This is a genomic window from Arthrobacter sp. LT660, assembly GCF_056172845.1.
In genome coordinates this window covers 976,547-1,001,854 of sequence record NZ_CM149651.1, presented here as the reverse complement: position 1 = coordinate 1,001,854, position 25,308 = coordinate 976,547, and the positions used below count along the sequence as shown (strand labels likewise).

The window sequence follows — 25,308 nt, the reverse complement described above, 5'->3', positions numbered from 1 at the left end:
AGTGGGCGCCTCACCGCTTGCCCCCGAATGGCTGAGCTTCCCCGGCGACGTCAACGCGCTCCGCGTCCCGCTGTGGGCCTCCGGCGTTGAACGCGCCGCGGACGGTCAGATCGCCGTCCAGGGCGTCGGCGTCCGGGAGCTGCAGGCCGAGTACGGCACGCCGCTGTTCGTGATGGACGAGGACGACTTCCGGTCCCGAGCGCGGGCCTTCAAGCAGGCCTACGACGGCGCCTTCGCCGACCTGTGCGGGGGAGTGGACGTCTACTACGCCGGCAAGGCCTTCCTGTCCGTCGACGTCGCCCGGTGGGTGACCGAGGAGGGGCTGCGGCTGGACACCTGCTCCGGCGGGGAGCTGGCCGTGGCGCGGCGCGCCGGCGTTCCGGCCGCCAACCTGGGCCTGCACGGCAACAACAAGTCCGCGGCGGAAATCCGTCTGGCGCTGGACATGGACCTGGGACGGATCGTCGTGGACAGCCTCGACGAGCTCGGGCGCGTGGCATCGATCGCCGAGGAGTCCGGGCGACGGGCCAACGTGATGCTGCGCCTGACGCCCGGCATCCACGCGCACACCCACGAGTTCATCGCCACGGCCCACGAGGACCAGAAGTTCGGGCTGTCCATGGCCGACGGCGACGCGCCCGAGGGCGGGGAGCCGGCCGACGGCGTCCCGGAGGGCAAGTCCCCGGCGGCGGTCGCGGTCGCGCGGGCCCTGGCCAGCGGATCCATCAACCTGCTGGGCCTGCACTGCCACATCGGGTCGCAGATCTTCGAGGCGGAGGGCTTCGCCCTGGCTGCCGAGCGGCTCCTCACCTTCCTCGACACGGTCCGCCGGGACCACGGCGTGGAACTGCCCGAACTGGACCTCGGAGGCGGATACGGCATCGCCTACACGGAGGCGGACACCCCGCGCGCGCCGGCGGAGCTGGCCGGGGCGATGGCCGCCGTCGTCGGCGAGGTCTGCCGTCGCCTCGGACTCCGGGTGCCCCGCATCTCGATCGAACCGGGCCGGGCGATCGTCGGGCCCTCGACCTTCACGCTCTACGAGGCGGGCGTCCGCAAGACCGTCCAGGTGGACACCGCGGAGGGCACGTCGCCGCGGCGCTACGTCTCCGTGGACGGCGGCATGAGCGACAACGCCCGCCCGGTGCTTTACGACGCCGACTACTCCGCGGTTCTCGCCTCGCGTGTGACGGAATCGGAAGCGATTGTTTCCCGGGTGGTTGGAAAACACTGCGAGAGCGGTGACATAGTCGTCAGGGACGTTTACCTGCCGGAGGACGTCGCGGCGGGCGATCTCGTTGCCGTCCCCGCCACCGGCGCCTACTGCTGGGTGCTGGCCAGCAACTACAACTACCTGGGCCGCCCCGCCGTCGTCGCGATCCGCGACGGCAAGGCGCGGTTGATCATTCGCAGGGAAACGGAAGACGACCTTTTAGCCCGGGACATGGGAGCGTAGATAGCACGTGAAGAACCTCAAGGTGGCCCTGCTCGGCTGCGGAAACGTGGGATCCCAAGTGGCCCGCATCCTGCTCGACGACGCGGACGAGCTCGCGGCGCGGACGGGCGCCCGACTGGTCCTGGAGGGGATCGCGGTCCGCGACACGGCCGCGCCCCGCGATGTGGAGCTGCCCAGCGGCCTCTTCACCACGGACGCGGAGACGCTGATCGACGGCGCCGACGTCGTCATCGAGCTGATGGGTGGCCACGAGCCCGCAGGGACGCTGATCCGCCGGGCCATCGCCGGCGGCGCCGCCGTCGTCAGCGGGAACAAGGCGCTGCTGGCACGCGACCTGCCCGAGCTTTCGGCGCTCGCGGACGAGGCGGGCGTGCAGCTCTCCTACGAGGCGGCGGTCGCCGGTGCCATCCCGATCCTGCGCCCCCTGCGCGACAGCCTCTCCGGCGACCGCGTGACCAAGGTGATGGGCATCGTCAACGGCACCACCAACTACATCCTCGACGCGATGGACACCACGGGCGCCCAGTTCGCGGACGCGCTGGTCGAGGCCAAGGCACTGGGCTATGCCGAGGCGGACCCGACCGCCGACGTCGAGGGGCACGACGCCGCCGCCAAGGCCGCCATCCTGGCCAGCCTTTCCTTCCACACCGCGTTCAACCTGTCCGACGTGCACTGCGAGGGCATCACCGCGGTGACCGCCGACGACGTTAGGGCCGCCCGCCAAGCCGGCATGGTGATCAAGTTGCTGGCCATCGCGGAACGGATCGACGGAACCGATGGCGCGGACGGCATCGCCGTGCGCGTGCACCCGACCCTGCTGCCGCGCGAGCACCCCCTGGCCACGGTCCACGGCGCGTTCAACGCCGTGTTCGTCGAGGCGGAGAACGCCGGACAGCTGATGTTCTACGGGCAGGGCGCGGGCGGCATGCCGACTGCGTCCGCCGTGGTGGGCGACGTCGTCAGCGCCGCCCGTCGCACCGTGGCCGGCGGCCCCGGCCGCACCGAGAGGACGACGGGAAGCATGCGCGCCCTGCCCATCGACGAGATCCGCACCAGCTACAGCATCGGGCTGGAGGTCAGCGACGAAACCGGCGTCCTCGCGGCGATTGCCGGGATCTTCGCCGAGCGCGGCGTGTCCATCGAGACGATGCACCAGAAAACCCACGCGGACGCCGACGGCGAACCCGGCTACGCGACACTGCGCTTTGTGACGCACGTCGGCCGGGAATCCGCGCTGGCCGCGACCGTCGCCGACATCGGGCGCCTGCCCGTCGTCCGCGACATCACCTCCGTTCTCCGAGTCGAAGGAAACTAAGTGGCCCACCAGTGGCGCGGTGTCATCCGCGAATATTCCGACCGCCTGCCCGTCTCCGAGTCCACCCGGGTGATCACCTTGGGGGAGGGCGGCACGCCGCTCGTTCCCGCCCCGGCGCTCTCCGAACTCACGGGCTGCGAGGTGTACCTCAAAGTGGAGGGGATGAATCCCACCGGATCCTTCAAGGACCGCGGGATGACCATGGCCATCACGGCCGCCGTGGAGGCCGGCGCCAAGGCCGTGGTGTGCGCGTCCACGGGCAACACGTCCGCCTCTGCGGCCGCCTACGCCACCCAGGCGGGCCTGACCTGCGCGGTCCTGGTTCCGGACGGCAAGATCGCCATGGGCAAGTTGTCCCAGGCCATTGCGCACGGCGCGGAACTGCTGCAGGTGGACGGCAACTTCGACAACTGCCTCGAAGTGGCCCGCAAGCTCAGCGAGAACTATCCCGTGTTCCTGGTGAACTCGGTGAACCCGGCACGCATCCAGGGGCAGAAGACCGCGGCCTTCGAGGTCGTCGACGCCCTCGGCGACGCCCCGGACCTGCACGTGCTCCCCGTCGGAAACGCGGGAAACATCACGGCCTATTGGAAGGGCTACACGGAGTACGCGGCCCCCTTCGAGTCCGCGACCGCCGGCGAGCTGCCCGCGGTGGCCTCCAAGACCCCCGTCATGTGGGGCTTCCAGGCCGCGGGGTCGGCACCGCTGGTGGCCGGGCACCCGATCACCGAACCGGACACCATCGCCACCGCGATCCGCATCGGCAATCCGGCGTCCTGGGACCAGGCTATCGCCGCGCGCGACGAGTCCGGCGGCCTGATCGACGCCGTCACGGACGAGGAGATCCTCGAGGCGCACCGTTGGCTGTCCGCGCGGGAGGGTGTGTTCGTCGAACCCGCCTCCGCCGCGGGGGTCGCCGGCATCATCAAATATCACGCGCTGGGGAAGGTCGCGGCCGGGCAGCGGATCGTCATCACGGTCACCGGCCACGGGCTGAAGGATCCCCAGTGGGCACTGAGGAACGCGGACGGTTCCGACGTCGCGCCAACCAAGGTCGGGTTCGACGTCGTCTCCGTGGCCGACGCGCTCGGGCTCGGCTAGGGGAGATGGCAATGCGCGAGTACTCGTCCGGAGCAGTCGAGGCGCCCGGTCACGCCGGCACGCCGCGGATCGCCGCCGGCCAGTCCATCACCGTGACGGTCCCGGCGACCACGGCGAACCTCGGACCGGGTTTCGACGCGCTCGGCATGGCCTTGGGGCTGCGGGACACGCTTCGTGTTCGCACGACCGACGGCTCCGGTGTCCGGGTCGCGGTTACGGGCGAGGGGGCAAGCTTGCTTCCCAACGACGAGACGCACCTGATCGCGCGGATCATGCTGGAACGCTGGAGCGAACTCGGCGTGGCCCCCGTCGGGCTGGAGATCGAGGCGGGGAACGTTATTCCGCACGGCCGCGGGCTGGGTTCGTCGGCTGCTGCGGTCGTCTCCGCGCTCACCGCCGCGGACGCCCTTCTTCCCGCGTCCGTCCGGAATGCGCTGGACGCGGATGCGGTGTTTATCGGGGCCGCGCGGCACGAGGGCCACCCGGACAACGTCGCGCCGGCGGTGTTCGGTGGCCTGACGCTCTCCCTTCAGGAGGAGGGACGCATCGAATCCATCCCCCTGGACCTCGACGAGGCGATCGTGCCCGTCGTCGCGGTCCCGGACGTGGAACTGTCGACCCAGCGCGCCCGGGGGTTGCTGCCGGCTTCCGTTCCGCATGCGCTGGCGGCCGCAAACGGCGCCCGTGTGGGGCTGCTCGTCAAGGCGCTGGCGGGCTCAACCCAGTGGCTCCTGTCCGGAACGGAGGACTTCCTGCACCAGGGATTCCGCGCCGAGGCCATGCCACACAGTGCTGCCCTGATCGCCGGACTCCGCGCACACGGCTTGGCCGCGGTGGTGTCCGGCGCCGGCCCCACGGTGCTGGTGCTCGCCGCCGGCGCCGACGAGGCCCGCCGTGCCGCCGAGCTCGTTTCCGGCATGGACACGTCGGCAGCCGGACCGCAGGGCGAAACCACGCCCGTCGAGTGGAGTGTCCTAATGCCCGGCGTTGACCGCGCGGGTGCTAAGCTGGAAGTGCACTAGCGGCCAACGAGTCGCGGCCCCCGAGTCCAGGACTTCCAAGCTCCTGACCTTTGGGCCCGACCACCGCGGATCGTGCACTCCTGGGACAGCCAATCCGGTCGGTCCCGCGTGTCGATTTCAGTGGCTGGCCGCGTGCGGCTTCCAGACCGGCTGTTCCCCAATCATCCCGAGGGATCGCACGGACAATCCAAAGTAAGCCAGACCGGCATCGGCGGTAGCATCTCCGCCGTGGTCGGCCGCCGGAACCGCTTCTGACGCGGATCAGGCGAGACAATGTTCCGCGAACCGTTCCGATACGGTTCGCCCGACGAGGGGGAAGGAACCTTCGTGACCGAAACCACCAGCCTGACCGCAGGCGTGGAGACCACCGACAACGAACCCAAGAGCAGCGGATTGGCGGGGCTCAAGCTCGCGCAACTCCAAGCCTTGGCGTCCCAGCTGGGTATCACCGGGGGATCGAGGATGCGCAAGGGCGACCTCGTTGCCGCCATCTCGAACCACCAGCGCGGTGGCTCCGTCGCAGACCGCGACATGCAGACCAAGCAGGCACCGGTCTCCGAGTCCAAGGCGTCCGAGCCCAAGTCTCCCGCGGGCGATGCCCCGGCCCAGGAGGCGTCCGCCCAGGAGGACGGGTCCGCGGCGCGCGCGCCGCGGACCCGCAACCGCAACCGCCGGGCGAGCAGCGACGGCGTTGCCGCGCAGTCGGCGAACACGGACGCGTCCGAGACCCCGGAGGCAGCCGCCGCGGACCCTTCCACCGAGACCGAGCAGCCGGCGGGATCGCGCCGCAGCCGCGGCAACCGCCGCGCCGAGGGCAACCAGGCGGAAGCCGCGTCCGGCGAGCCGGCGTCCCAGGAGCAGGCCACGCCCCAGAACGGACCGGCCGCCGACGTCGAAGAGCGCCCCGAGCGCTCCGGCCGCAACCGCCGCAACCGCAATCGCCGCGAGGACCGAGACGGTGACAACCAGGACCAGCGCGACTCCGGCCAGCAGCGCGAGGCGCAGCGGGACTCGGGCCAGCAGCGCGAGGCGCAGCGGGACTCGGGCCAGCAGCGCGAGGCGCAGCGGGACTCCGACGGCCAGGACCGCGGCGGCCGCTCCAACCGGCGCGAGCGCAACCGCGACCGGAACGAGCGCAACGACCGCAACCGCAACGAGCGCAACGAGCGCCGCCGGGGCCGCGGCCGAAACCAGCCCGAGGTGGACGACACCGAGGTCACCGAGGACGATGTCCTGCTGCCCGTCGCCGGTATCCTCGACGTCCTGGAGAACTACGCGTTCGTCCGCACGTCCGGCTACCTACCGGGACAGAACGACGTCTACGTCTCGCTCAACCAGGTCAAGAAGTACAACCTGCGCAAGGGCGACGCCGTCGTCGGCGCCATCCGCGCACCGCGCGACGGCGAGAACACCGCCAACCAGCGCCAGAAGTTCAACGCCCTGGTCCGCCTGACCAACATCAACGGCAAGCCGGCCGAGGACAACAAGGACCGGGTCGAGTTCAACAAGCTCGTGCCGCTCTACCCGTCCGAGCGTCTGCGCCTGGAGACCGAGTCGAAGAAGGTCGGACCGCGCGTCATCGACCTCGTCGCACCGATCGGCAAGGGCCAGCGCGGCCTGATCGTTTCCCCGCCAAAGGCCGGAAAGACGCTCATCCTGCAGTCCATCGCGAACGCGATCACCATCAACAACCCCGAGGTCCACCTCATGATGGTGCTGGTCGACGAACGTCCCGAGGAAGTCACGGACATGCAGCGCACGGTCAAGGGCGAGGTCATCGCCTCGACGTTCGACCGTCCAGCGGATGACCACACCACGGTCGCCGAGCTCGCCATCGAGCGCGCCAAGCGCCTGGTGGAAATGGGCATGGACGTCGTGGTCCTGCTCGACTCGATGACCCGCCTGGGCCGGGCCTACAACCTGGCGGCGCCGGCCTCCGGCCGAATCCTCTCCGGCGGTGTCGACTCCTCGGCGCTGTACCCGCCGAAGCGCTTCTTCGGTGCCGCGCGCAACATCGAGAACGGCGGATCGTTGACCATTCTCGCCACGGCGCTGGTGGAGACCGGGTCCAAGATGGACGAGGTCATCTTCGAGGAGTTCAAGGGCACCGGCAACATGGAACTCCGGCTCTCGCGCCAGCTGGCCGACAAGCGCATCTTCCCGGCGGTGGACGTCAACGCGTCCGGAACCCGACGCGAGGAGAACCTGCTTTCCCCGGACGAAGTCAAGATCATGTGGCGCCTGCGTCGCGTGCTCTCCGGCCTCGACACGCAGCAGGCGCTCGAGCTGCTCACGGGCAAGATCCGCGAGACCCAGTCGAACGCGGAGTTCCTGATGCTGGTCAACAAGACCACCCTCGGCACCAAGAACGACTAGCTGTCCATACGCCCGGTCCCGTCCCCGCCTCGTGCGGGCGATGGGCCGGGCTTTGGCCGTTAAGGCGCCAACCCGGTGCCGTTCCCTACACTTGAACCAGCCGCAGCGAAAGAAGTAGACACCATGTTCGAGTCCGTCCAGGGCCTGCTCGACGAGCACGCCGAACTCCAGCGCCGACTCAGCGACCCCGCCGTCTACCAGGACCAGGGGCTCGCCCGGAAGCTGGGACGCCGAAGCGCGCAGCTCAACGGCATCGTCGAGGCGCACCGGCGATGGCGCCAGATGCAGGAGGACCTCGAGGCGGCACGCACGATGGCCGATGAGGATCCGGAGTTCGCGGCCGAGGTCGAGGAACTCGAGGCGACCCTTCCGGCGGCCGAGGAGAAGCTGCGCAGGCTCCTCATCCCGCGGGACCCCAACGACTCTCGCAACGTCATCCTCGAGGTCAAGGGCGGCGAAGGTGGGGACGAGGCCGCCCTGTTCGCCGCGGACCTCCTGCGCATGTACACGCGCTACGCGGAGACCAAGGGCTGGAAGACGGAGATGATCTCCTACAACGAGTCGGACCTCGGCGGCTACAAGGACGCGCAGATGGCCATCAAGGGTTCGTCCAACGACCCGGCCGAGGGTGTGTTCGCGCACCTGAAGTTTGAGGGCGGCGTGCACCGGGTACAGCGCGTGCCGGTCACGGAGTCGCAGGGCCGCATCCACACGTCCGCCGCGGGCGTGCTGGTGCTCCCGGAGGTCGACGAGCCGGAGGAGGTCGACATCCACCAGAACGACCTGAAAATCGACGTCTACCGTTCCTCGGGGCCCGGCGGCCAGTCCGTCAACACCACCGACTCGGCGGTGCGCATCACCCACCTCCCCACCGGGATCGTTGTGGCCATGCAGAACGAGAAGTCGCAGCTGCAAAACCGCGAGGCCGCCATGCGCGTCCTGCGTTCGCGACTGCTCGCCCACCAGCAGGAGATCATCGACGCCGAGAACTCCGAGGTGCGCAAGTCCCAGGTGCGCACCATGGACCGCTCGGAGCGCATCAGGACCTACAACTACCCGGAGAACCGGATCGCCGACCACCGCACGGGCTACAAGGCCTACAACCTCGACGCGGTCATGAACGGCGACATCGGAGCGGTCATCCAGTCCTGCATCGAGACCGACGAGCAGTCGCGGCTGGACGCGCTCGGTGACGACCAGAAGTAGCCCGATGGAGGGTCCCGGCGCGCACGACGCCCCGGATCTCCAGACCGCCATCCGCCGGGCGTCGGCGCGGCTCGCGGCTGCGGGCGTTCCCTCGCCGCGCGTCGACGCCGAACTGCTGGCGGGGCACCTGCTCGGCGTCGGCCGCGGGCGGGTCGCCGCGCTTGCGCTCGGTGGAGCGCCCGTCCCCGCCGGGTACGACGAGCTGGTGGGCGAGAGGTGTCGGCGGCTGCCGCTGCAGCACCTGACCGGTACGGCCCACTTCAGGCACCTCGAGCTTTCCGTGGGACCGGGGGTTTTCGTTCCCCGGCCCGAGACCGAGATGCTGGCGCAGTTGGCCATCGACCGTGCCAGGGTCGTCCTGGCCGCCACGGGGCACGCCAGGATCGTGGACCTCGGCACGGGATCCGGCGCGATCGCCGCGGCCGTGGCGTCGGAGGTTCCCGGAACCACCGTCTATGCGGTGGAGCGAAGCCCCCTCGCGCTGGCTTGGGCCGAGCGCAATCTGGCCCCCCATGGCGTCCTCCTCGTGTCGGGGGACCTGCGCACCGCGCTGCCCGAACACGACGGCGCGTTCGACGTCGTGGTCAGCAACCCGCCGTACATTCCCGCCGGGGCCGTGCCCAACGAACCGGAGGCTCGCGAGCACGATCCGCACGAGGCGCTCTACGGCGGGGGGGCGGACGGCATGGACGTGCCCGCCGCCGTCGTACGGTCGGCCTCCCGACTGCTGGTTCCCGGCGGCTACGCCGCCATGGAACACGCCGAGGTGCAGGCCCAGGCCGTGGCCGGGCTGTTTGCCTCCGCGGGGTGCTGGACCGGTGTCACCGGGCACCGGGACCTCGCGGGACGCGACCGGGCCACCTCGGCAACCAAGCTGTGACCGCGTTCGCATGGAAGAATAGGCACCGTGACTTCACGTTTTGATTGCCAGGACCCCACCGCCCGAAGCGCCGGACTGGAGGCTGCACGCGAGGCCATCGCGGCCAAGCAGTGCGTAGTGCTGCCCACGGATACGGTGTACGGCATTGCCGCAGACGCCTTTTCGCCGCAGGCGGTTGCCACTTTGCTGGCCGCCAAGGGCCGAGGGCGCAGCATGCCGCCGCCGGTGTTGATCCCCGGCCTGGCCACCCTGGACGGGCTGGCCGCGGACGTCTCGGAGGACGCGCGGAGGCTGGCGAACGAATTCTGGCCGGGCGCCCTGACGTTGATCCTGCATTCGCAGCCGTCGCTGACGTGGGATCTGGGGGAGACGCGCGGAACCGTGGCGTTGCGGGTGCCCGACGATGAGTTGGCCCGCGAGATCCTTGACGCGACGGGCCCGCTGGCCGTCTCGTCCGCGAACCGGTCCGGACGCGCCGCGGCGTCGACCGCCGAGGACGCCGAGGAGCAGTTGGCGCAGTCGGTAGTGGTCTATCTGGACGACGGGGTCCGCCCGCGCGAGGGCGAGGCATTGGCCTCGACGATCGTGGACTGCACCGGGCGGACCCCGCGCGTGGTGCGTCAGGGCGCCTTGCCGCTGGAGGAACTGAGGAGGGTGGCTCCGGACACGCTCGGCCTCGGAGAGGAGCTCCCGGAGGAGCCGGCCCGCGACGCATGAGGGTCTACCTCGCGCTGATCGGGATCAGCTTCGTCGCGTCTCTGCTTCTGACGCCGGCGATGCGCCGGCTCGGGCTCAGGGTGATGGGCGCTGCGCCCCTGCGCGCCCGCGATGTGCATGATCGGCCCATTCCCAAACTCGGCGGCGTCGCCATGATCGCCGCGGTGCTCCTCGGACTCGCGGTGGCAACCCGGTTCGGGTTCCTGTCCGGTGCCTTCAGCAACCCCCGGCCCGTGGGCGGCGTCGTCGTCGCCTGCGGGCTGATCCTGCTCATCGGCGTTGCCGACGACATCTGGGACCTGCGCTGGTACGTGAAACTCGTGGGGCAAACCCTCGTGGGCCTGGTCATCGCCGCCTCCGGGATACGGCTCGAGGCCATGCCGGTGGGTTGGATCCATGTCACGAGCGAACCACTGCAGATCGGGCTCACGGTCTTCCTGGTGGTGCTGACCATGAATGCCATCAACTTCGTGGACGGGCTGGACGGATTGGCCGCCGGCATGGCGGCGATCGGCGCCTCGGCGTTCTTTATTTACTGCTACATGCTCGCCCGCACCATCAACCAATTCGACCACTCGAACTTCTCCGCCATGCTGATGGCGCTTCTGCTGGGATCCTGCCTCGGATTCCTGCCGCACAACTTCAACCCGGCCAAGGTGTTCATGGGCGAGTCCGGCGTGATGATGATCGGCATGCTCATGTCCGTCGCCGCGATCGCGGTGACGGCGGACCTCGACGCGCTCGGGGGCTTCAGGTTCCGCAACGTGCCGGCCTACATGCCGATCGTGTTGCCCATTGCGGTCGTTCTGCTTCCTTTGGCGGACCTGCTGATGGCGGTGGTGCGGCGCACCGCCGCGGGCAGGTCGCCCTTCTCAGCGGACCGCGGCCACCTCCACCACAAGCTGGTCGATGGCGGCTACACCCAGCGCCAGGCGGTGTTCCTGCTCTACCTCTGGACGGCGCTCGTGGCCTTCGGAGTCGTGTCCTTCAATTTCCTGGACTGGCGCCTGCTCCTGCCGGCGCTCGGCCTGCTGATGCTGGCCGCCGCCTTCGTGACGATGCGACCATGGCTTCGCCGGGCACGCGCGAGGTAACGTGCGCACAGCGGTTTCTATCTCGTGTAGAATTTGATGTCGGCGCCGCTGGGCGCCGCAATCCAACCAAGACATTCGCCACCAATCACTATGGGACGATCATGATGGAGCACGGCAGCGTGACGGGAAACGGCCACGTTTCCGGCGCCTCGGGGGAGACCCCGGGGCCGTGGCTGGCAATCCTCCGTCGTTCCGCCGCCGTGAGCGGCGTGGGAATCGCGGCGCTCGCCCTGGCGGGTCTGGCGGTTGCCGGCATGCCGGCCGCGGGAAGCGCGCTCATGGGCGGACTCATCGTCGTCGTGTTCTTCGGCATCAGCCTGCTGCTCGGCCATGTCGTCGGGCGTCGCAGCCCTTCCGCGGCCCTTGGCGCCTTCATGGCGGGCTACGCCGTCAAGGTCCTGGTGCTTGGCGTCCTAGCATTCGGCTTCGGGGCTCCGGCGTGGCTTGAGGGCGTTTGGTTCCTCATCGCGGTGGTCACCACCGTTGTGCTGTGGCAGGCGGCTGAGCTGCACGCGTTCTCCAAGCTCCGCTTCCAGCTGTACGGGGATCTCCCGACCCCGGGCGCGTCGGCGGGCGGAGCAACGAATGAGCGCTGAAAACGGCCCCATCGGCGCGTCGCGGAAGTGGCCCCGATTCCGCGAGTTCCTCAACTACACAGTTGGCGGGATCCTTGCTTGGGGTTTGATAGGCTGGATGCTGGACTACCTGTTGGATACCCGCTGGATCTGGATCTTCGGTGCCATCCTCGGCGCCGGCGCCGGCTATTACTTGGCCCACCAACACCGCAAGGCGCGCACCTCCGGGAGCGACCCGGGCGAACAACACACAAGCCCATAATTTTCACTGGTGGGAACGCCGCTGGCCGGCGCCCCGCCCAACATGCCCAATGACGGACACTGCAGAGAGGAAACGCGTTGATCGCGCTTGCGCTTCCGGCGGCCACTGAAGAAGGTGGCTTCAAAGCCCCCGCCCTTGAAGACATGCATCTTCCCGAGATTCTTCCCTGGTACGCCGAATACGGAACGGGTTTCGGCAAGCAGATGCTGCTGGTCCTTCTCTCGGTCGCACTCATCTCCTGGTTCTTTGTCGCGGCCTCGCGGCGTGGTGCGCTGGTGCCGGGGAAGATGCAGTTCCTGGGGGAATTCTCCTACAACTTCGTCCGCAATTCCGTGGGCAAGGACGTGATCGGCGAGCGGGACTTCAAGCCGTTCGTGCCGATCCTGTTCTCGTTGTTCTTCTTCATCATCGTGAACAACCTGTTCGGCGCCATTCCGTTCCTGCAGATCCCGACGCCGTCGCACGTGGGCACCGCCTACGCCCTGGCCGGCATCGTGTACTTCCTCTGGATCGTGCTGGGCATCAGGAAGCATGGGATCAAGTACTTCAAGGTCGCGACGGTTCCGTCCGGCGTCCCGAAGGCCATCCTGCCCCTGATCGTCGTCATCGAGATCATCTCGACGTTCTTCGTCCGCCCGTTGACGCACAGCCTCCGTCTCTTCGCGACCATGCTCTCCGGCCACCTGATCATCATGCTCTCCGCCTCGGGAACCGCGTTCCTGCTGCTGGAAACCGAAGGCATGATGAAGGGCCTGGGCGTCCTCACGCTCATCGGCGGCGTCGGCATGTACCTGTTCGAGATCCTCATCATGGTTCTCCAGGCCTACGTCTTCGTCCTGCTGACGGCCATCTACATCCAGGGTTCCCTGGTCGAAGAGCACTAAAAAGCTTTCCCTCTCCGGAGGGGATATCCCGTACCCAACACCCTGCCAAGTAAAACTGGCATTCTGAAAGGAAAACAATGGAAATCTACGGTAGCCTCAACGCCATCGGTTACGGACTCTCCGCAATCGGCGGTGCTATCGGCGTGGGCCTGGTGTTCGCCGCCTACATCAATGGTGTTGCCCGCCAGCCGGAGGCCCAGCGCGTCCTGCAGCCGATCGCATTCCTCGGCCTGGCGCTGACCGAAGCTCTTGCCATCCTCGGCCTCGTCTTCGCCTTCATCTGGGGCCGGGTCTAAGCCTCAGTCTGTTCGCAGAACTGAAGCTTCGAGTCTTAGAAAGACGGGTGAAACATGAACGAGGCAATCTTCTTAGCCGCCGAAGAGGGCGCTAACCCACTGATCCCCAACATCTGGGAGATCGTGGTCACGCTCATCGGATTCGGCGTCCTGCTGTTCATCGTCTCCAAGTATGTCGTTCCGGCATTCGAGAAGACCTATGAAGAGCGTTCCGCCGCAATCGAGGGTGGGATCGCCAAGGCGGAGGCCGCGCAGGCCGAGGCCAACGCGGCACTGGACGAGTACAAGCAGCAGCTGACCGACGCCCGCACCGAGGCGAACCGCATCCGCGAGGAAGCGCGCGCCGAGGGAGCCAAGATCCTGGCCGACCTCAAGGAGAAGGCGGCGGCGGAGTCCGCGCGCATCTCCGAGCAGGCACACGTCCAGATCGAGGCGGAGCGCCAGGCGGCGGTTGTCTCCCTGCGCACCGAGGTCGGAACGCTGGCAACCCAGCTGGCCAGCCGCATCGTTGGCGAGTCCCTCGCCGACGACGCGCGCTCGGGCCGTGTCGTTGACCGCTTCCTGGCGGATCTCGAGACCCAGCAGAGCGCAGGTGCATCGAACTAATGGCAGGTGTATCGAGCAATTCCCTCGCCTCGGCCCTGGAAACGCTGGAGGCCAAGCTGCCGACGGCCGACCTGTCGCTGGCCGAGGACCTCTTCGGAGTCCTGGGCATTTTGGACGGTAACGCCGGCCTGCGCCGGGCGCTGACGGATCCGGCCCGCGAGGGCAAGGACAAGTCTGCGTTTATCTCGCGGCTGCTGGCGGACAAGGTCTCGGCCGACGCCGTGGCCACCGTCGCAGATCTTGTAGCCGCACGCTGGCGCTCGGCCCGCGACATCGGGGATGCGCTGGAGACACTGGCCGCCACCGCGGCGATCGCCGTCGCGGAACGCCAAGACGCGGGTCCGGCCGGACTCGAGGCTCTCGAGGAGGACCTGTTCGGCTTCATTCGGGTTGTCGCATCGAGCCATGACCTGCAGCGAGCCCTTGACGAGCCGCAGGCCACCGGCGAGGCCAAGCGGGCGCTCGCGCTCAAGCTGGTCCCGCAGGCCGGACCCGCGGCCCGGTTGCTGATCGGCCAGGCGGCGACTTCGCCGCGCGGCCTGAAGCCCACCGCGCTGGTCCAGCGCTTCGTTGAGCTGGTCGCGAAGCGGCAGGAACGGTGGATCGCTAACGTCAGCGTCACCCGTCCGCTGACGGACGAGCAGTTCAACCGCCTGAAGTCCGGCCTCAACAATCTGTATGGCCGCGATCTGAAGATCAACGTCGAAATCGACGCATCGCTCGTGGGCGGCCTTCGCGTGGTCGTGGGCGACGAGGTTGTAGACGCAACCGCGGCGACCCGGCTCACCGAGCTCCGCCGCCGGCTGGCCGGCTAGGAATCCCTTTGGGTTCCGGTGGGCCAACCACACAACAGACTGAACAAACCCCGGTCGTCGCAGGGAAACACCGCGATGATCACAACCAAGGAGAGCAGGGACTGCAGATGGCCGAATTGACCATCAATGCCGATGACGTCCGCAACGCCTTGACCGACTTCGCCGCGTCCTATGAACCGGGCACTGCGCAGCGCGTTGAGGTTGGCCGCGTCACCACGGCAAGCGACGGCATCGCCAAGGTGGAGGGCCTTCCCTCCGTCATGGCCAACGAGCTGCTTCGTTTCGAAGACGGCACCCTGGGCCTGGCCCAGAACCTCGACACCCGTGAAATCGGCGTTGTCGTGCTCGGCGACTTCGCCGGGATCGAAGAGGGCCAGGAAGTCCACCGCACCGGAGAAATCCTCTCCGTTCCGGTCGGCGACGCCTTCCTCGGTCGCGTGGTGGACCCGCTTGGTGTTCCCATCGACGACCTGGGTGAGATCGCTGCCGAGGGCCGCCGTCCGCTGGAGCTCCAGGCGCCCGGCGTCACGCAGCGCCAGTCGGTCACCGAGCCGATGCAGACGGGCATCAAGGCCATCGACGCCATGATCCCGATCGGCCGCGGCCAGCGTCAGCTGATCATCGGCGACCGTCAGACCGGTAAGACGGCGATCGCGGTCGACACCATCATCAACCAGAAGGCCAACTGGGAGTCCGGGGACGTCAAGAAGCAGGTTCGCTGCGTCTACGTAGCCATCGGCCAGAAGGCCTCGACGATCGCGGCCGTTCGCCAGACGCTCGAGGACAAGGGCGCGCTGGAGTACACCACGATCATCGCCTCCCCTGCCTCCGACCCGGCGGGCTTCAAGTACCTGGCGCCCTACGCCGGTTCGGCCATCGGCCAGCACTGGATGTACGGCGGCAAGCACGTTCTGATCGTGTTTGACGACCTCTCCAAGCAGGCCGAGGCCTACCGCGCCGTGTCGCTGCTGCTGCGCCGCCCGCCGGGACGCGAAGCCTACCCGGGCGACGTGTTCTACCTGCACTCCCGCCTCCTGGAGCGTTGCGCGAAGCTGTCCGACGAGCTCGGCGGAGGTTCGATGACCGGCCTTCCGCTCATCGAGACCAAGGCCAACGACGTCTCGGCGTACATCCCGACCAACGTCATCTCCATCACCGACGGGCAGATCTTCCTGCAGTCGGACCTCTTCAACGCCAACCAGCGCCCGGCAGTCGACGTGGGTATCTCCGTGTCGCGCGTCGGTGGTGCGGCGCAGATGAAGTCCATGAAGAAGGTCTCCGGAACGCTGAAGCTGGAGCTCGCGCAGTACCGGGACATGCAGGCCTTCGCGATGTTCGCATCGGACCTGGACGCCGCGTCCAAGCAGCAGCTCACCCGCGGCGCCCGCCTGATGGAACTGCTCAAGCAGGGCCAGTACTCGCCGTTCCCCGTCGAGGACCAGGTCGTCTCCGTGTGGGCCGGCACCAACGGCTACCTCGACGACGTTCCCGTTGAGGACGTTCGGCGCTTCGAGGGCCAGTTCCTCGAGCACCTGCGCAACCGCAGCGACGTCTTGAACACCCTTGCCCAGACCGGCAAGATCGAGGATTCGACGGTCGAGGCCCTACGGGCCGAGATCACCGAGTTCAAGAAGGGGTTCTTCGGGGAGGGCGACGACCACCTGGTTGGCGCCGGCCACGAGGAGCACTCGGCGCTGGGCGAAGAGTCCGTCGACCAGGAAAAGATCGTCAAGCAGAAGCGCTGACCATTCGTGAGGCGGTGCCGGCCGCACGCCGGCCAGCACCGCATTCGCGAATAAGGAAAGGATAAACATGGGAGCCCAGATCCGGGTCTACCGCCAGAAGATCGCCTCGACGTCGTCGATGCGCAAGATCTTTAAGGCGATGGAACTGATCGCTACTTCCCGCATTGGCAAGGCGCGCAGCCGCGTCGCGGCGTCGATGCCGTACTCCAATGCGATTACCCGTGCCGTTTCCGCCGTCGCGTCCCAGTCCGAGGTCGAGCACCCGCTCACCACCGAGCCGGAGCAGATCCGCCGGTCGGCAGTGGTGGTCATGACCTCCGACCGTGGCTTGGCCGGTGCCTACTCCGCCAGCGTGATGAAGCAGGCGGAGTCGCTTGCGGAGTTGCTCCGTGGGGAAGGCAAGGAAATCAAGGTGTACCTGGTGGGCCGCAAGGCCCAGGGATACTTCGACTTCCGTGGACGCGAGTACACGCGGGTCTGGACCGGCGGCACCGACGCGCCGGACTTCGAGACCGCGCGCGAAATCGGCCAGGCACTGCTGGAGGACTTCGCTACGCCCTTCGAGGAGGGCGGAGTGGATGAAATCCACATCGTGCACACGCAGTTCAAGTCCATGGTGGTGCAGATCCCGACGGTCATCCGTCTGCTGCCGCTCGAGGTCGTGGAAGAGGAGGTCGTGAACGAATCTGATCTCCTTCCGCTCTACGAGTACGAGCCGGAACCGGAACAGGTCCTCGACGCACTGCTGCCGAGGTACATCGAATCGCGCATCTTCTCGGCGCTCCTTCAGGCCGCGGCCTCCGAACTCGCGGCACGCCAGCGGGCGATGAAGTCGGCGGGCGACAACGCCAGCGACCTCATCGAGAAGTACACCCGGCTGCGGAACAACGCCCGCCAGGCGGAGATCACGCAGGAGCTGACCGAGATCATCGCAGGTGCCGACGCGCTCAGCGTGTCCTAGCCGGCTGACCACCACGTAACCCCACGCTAGACAGACAAGCGAAGTGAGAGAGATGACTGCCCAACTTAACGAGCAGGGAACGGCTGCCGCGAAGCCCGGTGCCACCGGACGCATCGCCCGCGTCACCGGTCCGGTCGTCGACGTCGAATTCCCGGCCGATGCCCTTCCCGCAATTTACAACGCACTGACCACGGAGCTCACCCTCAACGGCGAGACCCGCGCAATCACCTTCGAGACCAGCCAGCACCTCGGTGACAACCTGGTCCGCGCCATCGCCCTGCAGGCCACCGACGGACTTGTCCGCGGCACCGTCGTGCAGGACACCGGCTCGGCGATCTCGGTTCCGGTCGGCGACGTCGTCAAGGGACACATCTTCAATGTCCTCGGCGAGCCGCTGGACGTCGCCGCGTCCGACCTGGAGATCAACGAGCGCTGGCCGATCCACCGCAAGCCGCCGGCATTCGCCTCGCTTGAGGGCTCCACCGAGATGCTGGAGACCGGCATCAAGTCGATCGACCTTCTCACCCCGTACATCAAGGGTGGAAAGATCGGACTCTTCGGGGGCGCCGGCGTCGGCAAGACGGTTCTGATCCAGGAAATGATCACCCGTGTCGCGCGCAACTTCGGCGGCACCTCGGTGTTCGCCGGTGTCGGCGAGCGTACGCGTGAGGGCAACGACCTCTGGGTCGAAATGGAAGAGTCGGGCGTCCTGAAGGACACCGCCCTCGTCTTCGGCCAGATGGACGAGCCGCCGGGAACGCGTCTGCGCGTGGCGCTCTCGGCCCTGACCATGGCGGAGTACTTCCGCGATGTCCAGAACCAGGACGTTTTGCTCTTCATCGACAACATCTTCCGCTTCACGCAGGCGGGCTCCGAGGTTTCGACCCTGTTGGGCCGCATGCCTTCCGCAGTCGGCTACCAGCCGAACCTCGCCGACGAGATGGGCATCCTCCAGGAGCGCATCACCTCGACCAAGGGGCACTCGATCACGTCGATGCAGGCCGTCTACGTCCCCGCGGACGACTACACCGACCCGGCCCCGGCCGCGACGTTTGCGCACCTGGATGCCACCACGGAGCTCTCCCGCGAGATCGCCTCGCGCGGCCTCTACCCGGCCATCGACCCTCTGACCTCGACGTCGCGCATCCTCGACCCGCAGTACGTGGGCCAGGAGCACTACGACGTGGCCGTGCGCGTCAAGCAGATCCTCCAGAAGAACAAGGAGCTGCAGGACATCATCGCGATCCTGGGTATCGATGAGCTCGGCGAAGAGGACAAGATCGTCGTCTCCCGCGCCCGCCGCATCCAGCAGTTCCTGTCCCAAAACACCTACACCGCAAAGCAGTTCACGGGTGTCGAGGGCTCGACGGTTTCCATCAAGGACACCATCGAGGGCTTCAAGGCCATCGCCGATGGCGACTTGGACCACATCGCGGAGCAGGCCTTCTTCAACATCGGCGGGCTCGACGACGTCGAGCGCCAGTGGGCCAAAATCCAGGAACAGACCAAGTAGCCATGGCCGAACTCGAAGTCGAAATCGTAGCTGCCGACCACTTCGTGTGGTCGGGGGCGGCGACCATGGTCAAGGCCCGTACAAGCGACGGCGACATCGGTGTTCTGCCGGGACACAGTCCGGTTCTCGCCGTGCTCGCCGAGGGCGTGCTGGAGATCCAGCCCGTCCACGGTTCGCGGCTCACGGTCCAGGCCGACGGCGGATTCTTCTCCGTCGACAAGGACCGGGTCGTAATCGTCGCCGACAACGCTCAGCTGGACGGTTCCGCCACGGCAGGAAACCGATAGTCCGGCCTTGAACGAAGTCGGCATCACCTTCGCCATCCTGGCCGCGGCACTGCTGCTGGTCGCGATGGTCGTCGGTGCCATGGGACTGCGCCGCTTCCATCTGCAGCGCGCCCTGGGCACCTTCGACGCCTCCATCTCCACTGCCCGCGGGCACTGGATGATGGGAGTTTGTCGTTATGCGGAGGGCGAACTGGAGTTCATGCGTTTGTTCTCCGTCTCGCCATCACCGCTGCGGCGTTTCCTTCGCAGCTCCCTTGAGCTGCGGGGCTGGCGGCAGCCGGGAGAGGCCGAGGTGTCGCGCGTGCAACCCGGGAGCATCGTCGTCTCCCTGGACTACGACGGCGAGGCCGTCCTCCTGGCCATGGACTACGGCTCCTACACGGGGCTGAGTACGTGGCTGGAGGCCGGCCCCGTCGTCGGCGTGGGAACCTGGCGCTAGGAAGGCCGGCCGCCAAAAGGGCAACAGCAAGGGGCGCATCCTCGAGGATGCGCCCCTTGCGTGTTCCGTGCGCCGGGTCCGGGCCGCCGCGCGCCATGGCTGCTGACACCGCCGGCGGGGCGACTGCCCTACGCCGGAGGTCCGCCGGTGGGCGCGGGCCGAAGCAGCTCGCCGCCACGGTAGACCGCGCTGAGGTTCATGCCGGCGTCGAGCACCAAGACGTCCGCGCGGAATCCCAGGTGGAGCGATCCGACCTCGTCGGGCAGCCCCAGGACCGCCGCCGGGACGGACGTGGCGCTCCGCAGGGCGTCGGCGAGCGGGACTCCCGCCTCGACGGCCGATCGAACGACGTCGAGCATCGTCGCCGTCCCCCCGGCCAGGGATCCGTCGGGCAGCCGCGCCTCGCCGTCGACCACGTGGACCTTTGCGGGGCCGAGCACGTAGTCCCCGTCGCCCAGGCCCGCGGCCGCCATCGAATCGGTGACCAGCGCGATCTGCTCGGCGCCGACCAGCGCGAACACCGTGGCGACCGTGTGGGGATCGAGGTGCGTGCCGTCGCCGATCAGCTCGACGATCGCCCGCCTCCCGGCGGCCGCCTCCAGGCACGCCGCGACCGGCCCGGGAGAGCGGTGGTGCATCGCCGGCATGCCGTTGAACAGGTGCGTGACCGTTGGCTTCTCGGTGTAGCCGTCGAAGCCGGCGGATCCGAGCTCCTCGGCCGCGAGCCGCAACGATGCGCCGGCGGTCGCGGCGTCGGCGTCCGTGTGGCCGACGGATGGCACGACGCCGTGGGAGGCCAACTGCTCGACCAGCGCGTCCGCCCCGGCCAGTTCGGGCGCGTACGTCATGGTCCGGAGCTGGCCGCGGGCCGCCTCCACGAGGCTGTCGACGAAGTCCGGGTCCGGTTCGCCGAGGAAGGCCGGATCCTGGGCCCCGCAGCGCGCGCTCGACAGGAAGGGACCCTCGGAGTGGATGCCGGCGAGCTCGCCTCGTTCCGCGAAATAGGCCAGGTTCCCCGCGGCGGCGACCATGTCGGACCGTTCGGCCGTGACAAGGCTGGCGAGCAGCGTGGTGGTGCCGGACGCGTGGAGGAACCCGACGGCACGGGCAATGTCCTCCGGACCGGCGGTCGGGAAGTCGACCCCGGCGGCGCCGTGGCAGTGGAGGTCAACGAGTCCCGGAACGAGCATCGCCCGATCGGGCACGGGCAGTCGCTCGAACGCGCCAAAGTCGTCCCGCCCCGCGAACTCGTCCGCCGAGCCGACGAAGGCAATCCGGTCGCCCTCCACGGCCACGGCGCCGGCCTCGATGGTGTTGCCGTCCGTGACGATCCTGCCGGCCAGCCAGAAGCGGCGTGGTTCCTCGCTCGAAGTCATGCGTCCATCATAAGGGTGTGCTTCCGTCTGCCGACGATGTCGGTCAGAAGAGCCGCGCCGCGCTGTCGTCGACGCCGCGCATCGAGTCGTAGTCGAGGGTGATGCATTCGATTCCGCGGTCCACGGCCAGCGTGCGTGCCTGTGGCTTGATCTGTTGCGCTGCAAAGACCCCGCGGACGGGCGCAAGCCGTGGATCTCGGTTCATCAGCTCGAGGTAGCGGGTGAGCTGCTCGACGCCGTCGATGTCGCCGCGCCGCTTCAACTCGATGGCGACGGAGGCTCCCTCGGCATCGCGGGCCAGGATGTCCACGGGCCCGATGGCGGTCATGAATTCGCGGCGGACCAGGGTGAAGCCGGCACCAAGCGTCTCGATCTGTTCGGCGAGCAATCGCTGAAGGTCGGCCTCGACGCCGTCCTTGATCAGCCCGGGGTCGATGCCCAACTCGTGGCTGGTGTCGTGCAGGGTCTCGTGGATGCGGATGACCAGACGGTCGTCGCTCTTGGCGTGCTGCACGTGCCAGACGTCGGTGACGCCGGTCAGCGCCTCCTCCTCGTCGGCCGCGACGGCCCGCATCTTCGCGGGCGGACTCATCCAGTTCAGCGGCTTGTAGGAGCCGCCGTCGGAGTGCACCAGGACGGAACCGTCGGCCTTTACCATCAGCAGGCGGGTGGCCAGGGGCAAATGGGCGCGAAGGCGTCCCTCGTAGTCAACGGAGCAGCGGGCTATCACTAAACGCACAGGCTGTACTGTACCGGCTTGACCGTCCGCCACGCGCAGTGGGGCAGAATGGAGGCATGCCCCGCTCCAACCGTCCCCGCCGACAGGGCGGCAACGCACGCGGCGGCAAGTGGGCCCAGTCGTCGGATTCCGGCGGCCCGCCACTGGAACGCACGCGTTTCGGCGTGCCGGAACTCCAGGACGCCCCGGACGGGCAGTGGCATGTTAGGCGGGTTTCCCCGGTCCGAGCCGAGAAGACGTATTCCTGTCCCGGGTGCCGTGTCCGCATCGCGCCGGGCACCGACCACGTTGTGGCCTGGCGGGCGGACGACCTGTTCGGCGACGAACGCGCGGCGGCGGAACGCCGTCACTGGCATACGCGGTGTTGGGACACGCGGAGCCACCGGTACCGCTGAACAACCGCGGCTCGGGCGACGGGGAATCGCTACCTGCGGTCTTGCCGGTCGATCAACACCTCGCGCAGCAGCAGCACGGCAGCGGCCGCCAAGGGGATGGCCATCAGCGCCCCGGCGATTCCCAAGAGGCTGCCGCCCGCGATGACTGCGATTACGGCCACCGCGCCGGGGACCGCGACGGCGCGCTGCATGACGCGTGGGGAGATGATGTAGGCCTCCACCTGAAGGTAGGCGAAGTAGAAGGCCGCATAGGTTGCCGCCGTCTGCCATCCAACCGTCAGCGCGATGAGGGAGACGACGATCCCGGCGATGACGGCGCCCACCAGCGGAACGAAGGCCAACATGGCCACCACGAGCGCCAGCAGCAGGGCGAAGGGCATGTCCAGGGCGGACATGACGATGAAGGCATAGGTCGCGTTGAGGAAGGCGACGAAGGCCTGCCCTATCACGTAGTTGCCCACGCTGGTGGTGATCTGTTCGGAGAGCTCCTGGACGCGGGCCCGGCGCGAGCGCGGGGCCAGACGGTAGAACCAGGCCTTGAGCGAGGGCAGCGAGGCGAGGAAGTAGATCGCCAACACGAGCACCGTCAGCGTTCCGAAAAGCCCTTGGGCGATAATCGTTCCGGCGCCGATGACGCCACCGAAGACGCCCCCGACGGCGCCTGAGTCCCGGAAGAACCTGTTGACTTCCTCGGTGGCCCGGTCCCGAACCTGGAACTGGTCGTCGATGGTCCGGAAGAATTCGGAGTTGAGGAAGTCGTCGGCGAACCCGGGTGACCGTTCTATGAACTGGCCGGTTTGCATGACGATCGTGGGTATGAGGGTTCCGAACACGGCGGCGAAGACGCCGGCCAGCAACAGCATCGCCATGATCACGCCCGCCGGCCGGGGCAGGCCGCGGCGTTCGATCCACTTCACCACCGGGTCCAGACCGAGCGCGATGAACAGCGCGACGGCGATCCACACCACGAGTTGTCCGACGTTGGTCAGGATGAAGTAGCCCAGCAATGCCAAGCCGACCCCGACGGCGCCCATGAAACCGACCTGTATGGGGTGGAGGGCAGCCCGGCCGGCCGCGAGCGCGGCATCGGGATCCACATCGGCATCGGGCTCGGGCGGGACGTCGAACCGCACGCGCTGCGGCGATCGTCGCAGCGCCGTGCGGAGGCGTCCGACCACGGACGAGGTGGATGGATCCGCAGACGGACCCGTCTGGTCGACCGGGTCGGTGGAGCCGCCGGCCGGAATGGGGGCTGAAACGTGGGAGGCGTTGTACTCCCCGGACGGTGCACCGCCGGCGGGGGCCCCTTCGTCTTCGGAATGCCTATTCACAGGGCGAGCCTACCCGCCGGAAGCGCGATGTCGGTGCCGTGGCGCAGCGGGGACTGGAAGGTGGACGACAGTGTTGCCAGCCACATGGGGAACACAAATGGTAACCAATTCGTTATCATAGAAGTGCGGCCCGTGGCGACCCCTGCCCACCGCCGTGTCAAAGCCGTTGGGCGTCTCCATCCGTTAGGTGATCTGTAGTGCGACTCTTGTTAGCTGTGTTGGCAATCCTGCTCGGGGCTGCCGCCCTGGTGCTCGGCATCGGCCAGCGGACCTTCTGGTCCCCGCCAGAGACCGCAACCGCGACGCTTGCGTCCCCACTCGAGGATGCCCCGCTGACCGTCATCGAACCCGGTGTGGCCGGTGTCCACCCGGACGCCGTCGACGTGACCATCGAGGGTGACGGCGAGTTCCTCGTGGCCCTGGGCCGGAGCGAGGACGTCGACGCGTGGGTGGGCGACGCCGCACACAACACCATCACCGGCGTGGACACCATCCAAGGGCAACTGTTCGCGGAGCACACCAAAGGCGGGGCCGAGGTGCCGAACCCCGCGGGCTCCGACCTGTGGGTCGATTCGGAGACGGCGGACGGGGAGCTGGTGCACAAGTGGACCGAGCCCGCGCAGGGCGACTGGTCACTGCTTTTGGCGGCGGACGGGAAGTCGCCGGCTCCGACGTCGGTCACCGTCTCGTGGCCCAACGACGCGGGCACGCCGTTCGCCATTCCGCTGATCATCGCCGGCTCGCTCCTGCTCGTGTTGGGGCTGGCCCTCACTGTCGTGGCGGGACGCGGACGCGGTGGGCGCGGTGCCAAGGGAACCTCGCCCGCGCCCGCGACCGCGCCCCTCGGACACGTAGGCTCGGCCCCGGCGTCCGGTGGAGTGGTTAAGCGCGGTGCCGCCGTCGCCGTCGCCGCGGTGCTGGCCATGGGGTCGGCCACGCCCGCCATCGCTGCGGGAGCCGCCGTGCCGAACTCTCCATCCTCCTCCAGCGATTCCGCGACTGCCGAGCCCGCGGACGGAGAGAGCGGCCCACCGGCGGTCCTTCTCGATGTCCAGCTCGAGCGCATCCTGGCGTCCGTCTCGGAGGCGGTGTCCGCGGCCGATTCGGCGAAGGACGCGAAGAAGCTCGCGGACCGCGTGACCCACCAGGCCCACCAGCTCCGCGAAACCAACTACGACCAGCGTGCCGACGGACTCAAGGTGCCCGCGCCGGCCGCCGTCGCCGAGGGGCCGCTGCTCTCCGCCGCCGTCACAACCTCGACCGAGTGGCCGCGCACGGTTGTCGCCGTCACGAAGGCGGAAAAGGCGACGGTCCCGCAGGTTCTCACCTTGACGCAGGCCGACCCGCGGTCCAACTACAAGCTGGTGTCGAGCGTCTCCATGCTGCCGGGCTCCGAGTTCCCCGGCATCGCCGTAGGCGATCCGGCCGTGACCACCCTCCCGACCGACGCCAAGGATCTGCGCCATACGCCCGAGGTCGCCGCCGCACGCCTGGCCGGGTACCTGAGCGACCCCAGCTCCAAAGCCAAGGACTCTTTCGCGGACAGCGTGTTCATCACCGCCACGCACGAGGGACAGGACGACGTGGCACAGGCGAACGAAGACGCCTCGATCGAATACTCACGGAAGGTCGCCAAGGACCGGACCACGGCCGTTTCCACCCCGGACGGCGGCGCCATCGTCACTGCTTATCTGACGAGCACCATGACCGCCCAGCCCAAGGAAGACGGCGGCACGGTGGCTCTGGACGACCTCAGCGCGGAGCTCGCGGGCGCTAGCACCACGCAGGAACGTGTTGACATCTCCTACGCGGAGCCGGTGGTCTTCTACATCCCGGCCGGCGGAAGCAAGGAAAAGATCCGTCTGGTTGCCGGCGACGTCCTGTTGATGTCGGCGAAGGTCGCCGACTAGGTAGGCG

Annotated in this window: 25 protein-coding genes; 22 read left to right on the top strand and 3 right to left on the bottom strand. The window is 68.1% G+C overall.

What is annotated here, in order from left to right:
* Nucleotide 1: 1 nt before the first annotated feature.
* The 20 genes from lysA to AC0QSG_RS04480 all read left to right on the top strand — a co-directional run bounded on the left by lysA (nucleotide 2) and on the right by AC0QSG_RS04480 (nucleotide 19,550).
* Entirely contained in the window at nucleotides 2-1,456 is a 1,455-nt protein-coding gene (gene lysA / locus AC0QSG_RS04575) for a diaminopimelate decarboxylase (protein WP_475376800.1), read from the top strand.
* A gap of 7 nt (nucleotides 1,457-1,463) precedes the next feature.
* Nucleotides 1,464-2,771 (top strand): homoserine dehydrogenase, encoded by a 1,308-nt coding sequence (locus AC0QSG_RS04570; protein ID WP_435726682.1) that lies wholly within the window; start codon nucleotides 1,464-1,466, stop codon nucleotides 2,769-2,771.
* Nucleotides 2,772-3,872, top strand: coding sequence for a threonine synthase (gene thrC / locus AC0QSG_RS04565; RefSeq protein WP_435726683.1), 1,101 nt, complete (start codon nucleotides 2,772-2,774; stop codon nucleotides 3,870-3,872).
* Between the two features lie 5 nt (nucleotides 3,873-3,877).
* A complete protein-coding gene (thrB, locus tag AC0QSG_RS04560) occupies nucleotides 3,878-4,894 on the top strand; it encodes a homoserine kinase (protein ID WP_475376799.1) in 1,017 nt (338 codons plus the stop codon).
* 327 nt (nucleotides 4,895-5,221) lie between these two features.
* Nucleotides 5,222-7,270: a transcription termination factor Rho gene (rho, locus tag AC0QSG_RS04555; protein ID WP_475376798.1), complete on the top strand. Its 2,049-nt coding sequence runs from the start codon at nucleotides 5,222-5,224 to the stop codon at nucleotides 7,268-7,270.
* A gap of 123 nt (nucleotides 7,271-7,393) precedes the next feature.
* Complete coding sequence (gene prfA, locus AC0QSG_RS04550) at nucleotides 7,394-8,476, top strand: peptide chain release factor 1 (protein ID WP_435726686.1); 1,083 nt, start codon at nucleotides 7,394-7,396, stop codon at nucleotides 8,474-8,476.
* A gap of 4 nt (nucleotides 8,477-8,480) precedes the next feature.
* Nucleotides 8,481-9,356 (top strand): peptide chain release factor N(5)-glutamine methyltransferase, encoded by an 876-nt coding sequence (gene prmC, locus AC0QSG_RS04545; protein WP_475376797.1) that lies wholly within the window; start codon nucleotides 8,481-8,483, stop codon nucleotides 9,354-9,356.
* A gap of 27 nt (nucleotides 9,357-9,383) precedes the next feature.
* Nucleotides 9,384-10,073, top strand: coding sequence for an L-threonylcarbamoyladenylate synthase (locus AC0QSG_RS04540; protein WP_435726688.1), 690 nt, complete (start codon nucleotides 9,384-9,386; stop codon nucleotides 10,071-10,073).
* Entirely contained in the window at nucleotides 10,070-11,167 is a 1,098-nt protein-coding gene (locus AC0QSG_RS04535; protein WP_435726689.1) for an MraY family glycosyltransferase, read from the top strand. Before AC0QSG_RS04540 ends, AC0QSG_RS04535 begins: the two co-directional genes overlap by 4 nt.
* A 101-nt stretch (nucleotides 11,168-11,268) precedes the next feature.
* On the top strand, nucleotides 11,269-11,763 hold the full coding sequence (locus tag AC0QSG_RS04530) for a hypothetical protein (protein ID WP_475376796.1): 495 nt from the start codon (nucleotides 11,269-11,271) through the stop codon (nucleotides 11,761-11,763).
* On the top strand, nucleotides 11,753-12,004 hold the full coding sequence (locus AC0QSG_RS04525) for an AtpZ/AtpI family protein (protein ID WP_475376795.1): 252 nt from the start codon (nucleotides 11,753-11,755) through the stop codon (nucleotides 12,002-12,004). Before AC0QSG_RS04530 ends, AC0QSG_RS04525 begins: the two co-directional genes overlap by 11 nt.
* Before the next feature lie 77 nt (nucleotides 12,005-12,081).
* Entirely contained in the window at nucleotides 12,082-12,888 is an 807-nt protein-coding gene (gene atpB, locus AC0QSG_RS04520; protein ID WP_435726692.1) for a F0F1 ATP synthase subunit A, read from the top strand.
* Between the two features lie 77 nt (nucleotides 12,889-12,965).
* Entirely contained in the window at nucleotides 12,966-13,184 is a 219-nt protein-coding gene (atpE, locus tag AC0QSG_RS04515; protein ID WP_343901976.1) for an ATP synthase F0 subunit C, read from the top strand.
* A gap of 54 nt (nucleotides 13,185-13,238) precedes the next feature.
* On the top strand, nucleotides 13,239-13,790 hold the full coding sequence (locus AC0QSG_RS04510; protein ID WP_475376794.1) for a F0F1 ATP synthase subunit B: 552 nt from the start codon (nucleotides 13,239-13,241) through the stop codon (nucleotides 13,788-13,790).
* Nucleotides 13,790-14,605, top strand: coding sequence for a F0F1 ATP synthase subunit delta (locus AC0QSG_RS04505; RefSeq protein ID WP_475376793.1), 816 nt, complete (start codon nucleotides 13,790-13,792; stop codon nucleotides 14,603-14,605). The genes AC0QSG_RS04510 and AC0QSG_RS04505 overlap by 1 nt, the downstream gene beginning before the upstream one ends.
* Before the next feature lie 107 nt (nucleotides 14,606-14,712).
* Nucleotides 14,713-16,350: a F0F1 ATP synthase subunit alpha gene (atpA, locus tag AC0QSG_RS04500; protein ID WP_435726695.1), complete on the top strand. Its 1,638-nt coding sequence runs from the start codon at nucleotides 14,713-14,715 to the stop codon at nucleotides 16,348-16,350.
* A 67-nt stretch (nucleotides 16,351-16,417) separates the two neighbouring features.
* Entirely contained in the window at nucleotides 16,418-17,311 is an 894-nt protein-coding gene (locus AC0QSG_RS04495; protein ID WP_435726696.1) for a F0F1 ATP synthase subunit gamma, read from the top strand.
* A gap of 52 nt (nucleotides 17,312-17,363) precedes the next feature.
* Nucleotides 17,364-18,824, top strand: a complete 1,461-nt coding sequence (gene atpD, locus AC0QSG_RS04490) for a F0F1 ATP synthase subunit beta (RefSeq protein ID WP_435726697.1) — start codon at nucleotides 17,364-17,366, stop codon at nucleotides 18,822-18,824.
* A gap of 2 nt (nucleotides 18,825-18,826) precedes the next feature.
* Entirely contained in the window at nucleotides 18,827-19,111 is a 285-nt protein-coding gene (locus tag AC0QSG_RS04485; protein WP_435726698.1) for a F0F1 ATP synthase subunit epsilon, read from the top strand.
* Nucleotides 19,112-19,118: 7 nt separating this feature from the next.
* Nucleotides 19,119-19,550, top strand: coding sequence for a DUF2550 domain-containing protein (locus AC0QSG_RS04480; protein WP_475376792.1), 432 nt, complete (start codon nucleotides 19,119-19,121; stop codon nucleotides 19,548-19,550).
* 128 nt (nucleotides 19,551-19,678) lie between these two features.
* On the opposite strand, the gene AC0QSG_RS04475 is transcribed toward AC0QSG_RS04480, so the two are convergent.
* Nucleotides 19,679-20,926, bottom strand: a complete 1,248-nt coding sequence (locus AC0QSG_RS04475; RefSeq protein WP_475376791.1) for an N-acetylglucosamine-6-phosphate deacetylase — start codon at nucleotides 20,924-20,926, stop codon at nucleotides 19,679-19,681.
* A gap of 43 nt (nucleotides 20,927-20,969) precedes the next feature.
* The gene (gene nucS, locus AC0QSG_RS04470) at nucleotides 20,970-21,665 is read right to left on the bottom strand and encodes an endonuclease NucS (RefSeq protein WP_435726701.1); all 696 of its coding nucleotides are present in this window, start codon (nucleotides 21,663-21,665) and stop codon (nucleotides 20,970-20,972) included.
* 56 nt (nucleotides 21,666-21,721) lie between these two features.
* Between nucS and AC0QSG_RS04465 the strand changes: the two genes are divergently transcribed.
* Nucleotides 21,722-22,060: a hypothetical protein gene (locus AC0QSG_RS04465; protein ID WP_475376790.1), complete on the top strand. Its 339-nt coding sequence runs from the start codon at nucleotides 21,722-21,724 to the stop codon at nucleotides 22,058-22,060.
* 29 nt (nucleotides 22,061-22,089) lie between these two features.
* Here AC0QSG_RS04465 and AC0QSG_RS04460 read toward each other — a convergent pair whose 3' ends face one another.
* Nucleotides 22,090-23,391 (bottom strand): AI-2E family transporter, encoded by a 1,302-nt coding sequence (locus tag AC0QSG_RS04460; protein WP_475376789.1) that lies wholly within the window; start codon nucleotides 23,389-23,391, stop codon nucleotides 22,090-22,092.
* Nucleotides 23,392-23,588: 197 nt separating this feature from the next.
* Between AC0QSG_RS04460 and AC0QSG_RS04455 the strand changes: the two genes are divergently transcribed.
* On the top strand, nucleotides 23,589-25,301 hold the full coding sequence (locus AC0QSG_RS04455) for a hypothetical protein (protein ID WP_475376788.1): 1,713 nt from the start codon (nucleotides 23,589-23,591) through the stop codon (nucleotides 25,299-25,301).
* Nucleotides 25,302-25,308 lie beyond the last annotated feature (7 nt).

What these genes read in the sequence shown, in the direction of transcription:
- atpE (WP_343901976.1), top strand. Translation starts at nt 12,966, where the DNA reads ATGGAAATCTACGGTAGCCTCAACGCCATCGGTTACGGACTCTCCGCA.
- thrB (WP_475376799.1), top strand. Translation starts at nt 3,878, where the DNA reads ATGGCAATGCGCGAGTACTCGTCCGGAGCAGTCGAGGCGCCCGGTCAC.
- AC0QSG_RS04535 (WP_435726689.1), top strand. Translation starts at nt 10,070, where the DNA reads ATGAGGGTCTACCTCGCGCTGATCGGGATCAGCTTCGTCGCGTCTCTG.
- atpA (WP_435726695.1), top strand. Translation starts at nt 14,713, where the DNA reads ATGGCCGAATTGACCATCAATGCCGATGACGTCCGCAACGCCTTGACC.
- AC0QSG_RS04525 (WP_475376795.1), top strand. Translation starts at nt 11,753, where the DNA reads ATGAGCGCTGAAAACGGCCCCATCGGCGCGTCGCGGAAGTGGCCCCGA.
- AC0QSG_RS04475 (WP_475376791.1), bottom strand. Translation starts at nt 20,926, where the DNA reads ATGACTTCGAGCGAGGAACCACGCCGCTTCTGGCTGGCCGGCAGGATC.
- prfA (WP_435726686.1), top strand. Translation starts at nt 7,394, where the DNA reads ATGTTCGAGTCCGTCCAGGGCCTGCTCGACGAGCACGCCGAACTCCAG.
- AC0QSG_RS04505 (WP_475376793.1), top strand. Translation starts at nt 13,790, where the DNA reads ATGGCAGGTGTATCGAGCAATTCCCTCGCCTCGGCCCTGGAAACGCTG.
- AC0QSG_RS04465 (WP_475376790.1), top strand. Translation starts at nt 21,722, where the DNA reads ATGCCCCGCTCCAACCGTCCCCGCCGACAGGGCGGCAACGCACGCGGC.
- AC0QSG_RS04485 (WP_435726698.1), top strand. Translation starts at nt 18,827, where the DNA reads ATGGCCGAACTCGAAGTCGAAATCGTAGCTGCCGACCACTTCGTGTGG.
- prmC (WP_475376797.1), top strand. Translation starts at nt 8,481, where the DNA reads ATGGAGGGTCCCGGCGCGCACGACGCCCCGGATCTCCAGACCGCCATC.
- atpD (WP_435726697.1), top strand. Translation starts at nt 17,364, where the DNA reads ATGACTGCCCAACTTAACGAGCAGGGAACGGCTGCCGCGAAGCCCGGT.
- AC0QSG_RS04510 (WP_475376794.1), top strand. Translation starts at nt 13,239, where the DNA reads ATGAACGAGGCAATCTTCTTAGCCGCCGAAGAGGGCGCTAACCCACTG.
- AC0QSG_RS04530 (WP_475376796.1), top strand. Translation starts at nt 11,269, where the DNA reads ATGATGGAGCACGGCAGCGTGACGGGAAACGGCCACGTTTCCGGCGCC.
- AC0QSG_RS04495 (WP_435726696.1), top strand. Translation starts at nt 16,418, where the DNA reads ATGGGAGCCCAGATCCGGGTCTACCGCCAGAAGATCGCCTCGACGTCG.